1 protein-coding gene is annotated in these 273 nt (G+C 70.0%); it reads left to right on the top strand.

The window, feature by feature from the left end; all coding sequences use genetic code 11:
* On the top strand, positions 1–273 hold a 273-nt coding region (locus ACQG3P_RS19750), incomplete at both ends, for an efflux RND transporter permease subunit (protein WP_426805989.1).

The raw sequence follows: 273 nt of genomic DNA, 5'->3' as shown, positions 1-273 counted from the left end.
CAGGCGATCGCGCGGCAGGTGCAGGCCAAGGTGCGCGAGAACCCGCACGTGATCAACGGCACCCTGGACTGGAGCGAGCCGAGCAAGGTGGTGCGGCGGGTGATCGACCAGGATCGTGCGCGCGCGCTGGGCGTGAGCAGCGCGCAGGTGAGCCAGTGGCTGGGCACCTCGCTGTCGGGCATGAGCGTGAGCACGTACCTCGAAGGCAACCGCCTGATCGAGATGCTGCTGCGCGGGCCGGCGAACGAGCGGGTACGGCTGGACATGCTGGGC

Source organism: Stenotrophomonas sp. SrG (assembly GCF_050031795.1).
Classification (GTDB): Bacteria; Pseudomonadota; Gammaproteobacteria; order Xanthomonadales; family Xanthomonadaceae; genus Stenotrophomonas; species Stenotrophomonas rhizophila_A.
Note: the sequence above shows the minus strand (reverse complement) of the source record. Positions and strands in the feature narration are given on the sequence as shown.